Here is a 1,512-nt window from a genome sequence, read left to right as displayed (position 1 = left end):
GCGGCGGTGAGGCCGGCGACGCCGGCCCCTTTGACCAGCAGCCTCATGACGGCTCCGGTATGTTCGGCATGGGCGGTTCGCCGTCCACCGGCATATAAAGATTGCCGCCCTCGCGGTACTTCGCGGCCATCGCCGCCATGCCCTCTTTCTGTGCCTCGGCCCGAATGTCGTGGGAGATGCGCATCGAGCAGAATTTCGGCCCGCACATCGAGCAGAAATGCGCCAGCTTGTGTGCCTCCTTCGGCAAGGTCTCGTCGTGGAAGGAGCGCGCGGTTTCGGGGTCGAGCGACAGGTTGAACTGGTCTTCCCAACGAAACTCGAACCGCGCCCTCGACAGCGCATCGTCGCGGAGCTTCGCTGTCGGATGGCCCTTGGCGAGGTCGGCGGAGTGCGCGGCTATCTTGTAGGTGATGACGCCCGTCTTGACGTCGTTGCGGTCGGGGAGACCGAGATGCTCCTTGGGCGTGACATAGCAGAGCATCGCCGTGCCGTACCAGCCGATCATCGCCGCGCCGATGCCTGAGGTGATGTGGTCGTAGCCGGGTGCGATGTCGGTGGTCAGCGGCCCAAGCGTGTAGAAGAGCGCCTCGCCGCAGACTTCGAGCTGCCTGTCCATGTTCTCCTTGATCTTGTGCATCGGAACATGGCCCGGCCCCTCGATCATGACCTGGCAATCCTTGGCCCAGGCGATCTTTGTCAACTCGCCGAGCGTTTCCAGTTCGGCGAACTGCGCCGCGTCGTTGGCGTCGGCGATCGAGCCGGGACGAAGGCCGTCGCCGAGCGAGAACGACACGTCGTAAGCGCGGCAGATGTCGCAGATTTCCTCGAAATGCTCGTAGAGGAAGCTTTCGCGGTGATGATGCAGGCACCACTTGGCCATGATGGAGCCGCCGCGCGACACCATGCCGGTGACCCGGTCGACCGTCAGCGGGATGTAGTGCAGCCGCACACCGGCATGGATGGTGAAATAGTCGACGCCCTGTTCGGCCTGTTCGATCAGCGTATCGCGGTAGATTTCCCAGGTCAGGTCCTCGGCGATCCCTCCGACCTTCTCAAGCGCCTGGTAGAGCGGCACGGTTCCGATCGGCACCGGCGAATTGCGGACGATCCATTCGCGGATGTTGTGGATGTTGCGACCGGTCGACAGGTCCATGACGGTGTCGGCTCCCCAGCGGATCGCCCAGATCATTTTTTCGACCTCTTCGGCCATCGACGAGGTGACGGCTGAATTGCCGATATTGGCATTGATCTTGACCAGGAAATTGCGGCCGATGATCATCGGCTCGCTCTCCGGGTGGTTGATGTTGGCGGGAATGATAGCCCGTCCGCGCGCTATCTCGTCGCGCACGAATTCCGGCGTGACGAAGTCCGGGATCGCCGCGCCGAAAGAGTTGCCGTCGCGCTGCATCCCGCCGCGTAAGCTCTCGCGGCCGAGATTCTCGCGAATGGCGACGAACTCCATTTCGGGGGTGATGATCCCGGCGCGCGCATAGGCAAGCTGCGTCACCGCTT

The 1,512-nt window shown here is 63.0% G+C and carries 1 protein-coding gene; it reads right to left on the bottom strand.

Annotated elements, in window-relative coordinates; all coding sequences use genetic code 11:
- Window positions 1-43 precede the first annotated feature (43 nt).
- Window positions 44-1,512: phosphomethylpyrimidine synthase ThiC (thiC, locus tag AC0L16_RS33370; protein WP_473625773.1), on the bottom strand; the 1,469-nt coding region annotated here is incomplete at its 5' end.

Source organism: Mesorhizobium sp. WSM4848, assembly GCF_055811375.1.
Note: the sequence above shows the minus strand (reverse complement) of the source record. Positions and strands in the feature narration are given on the sequence as shown.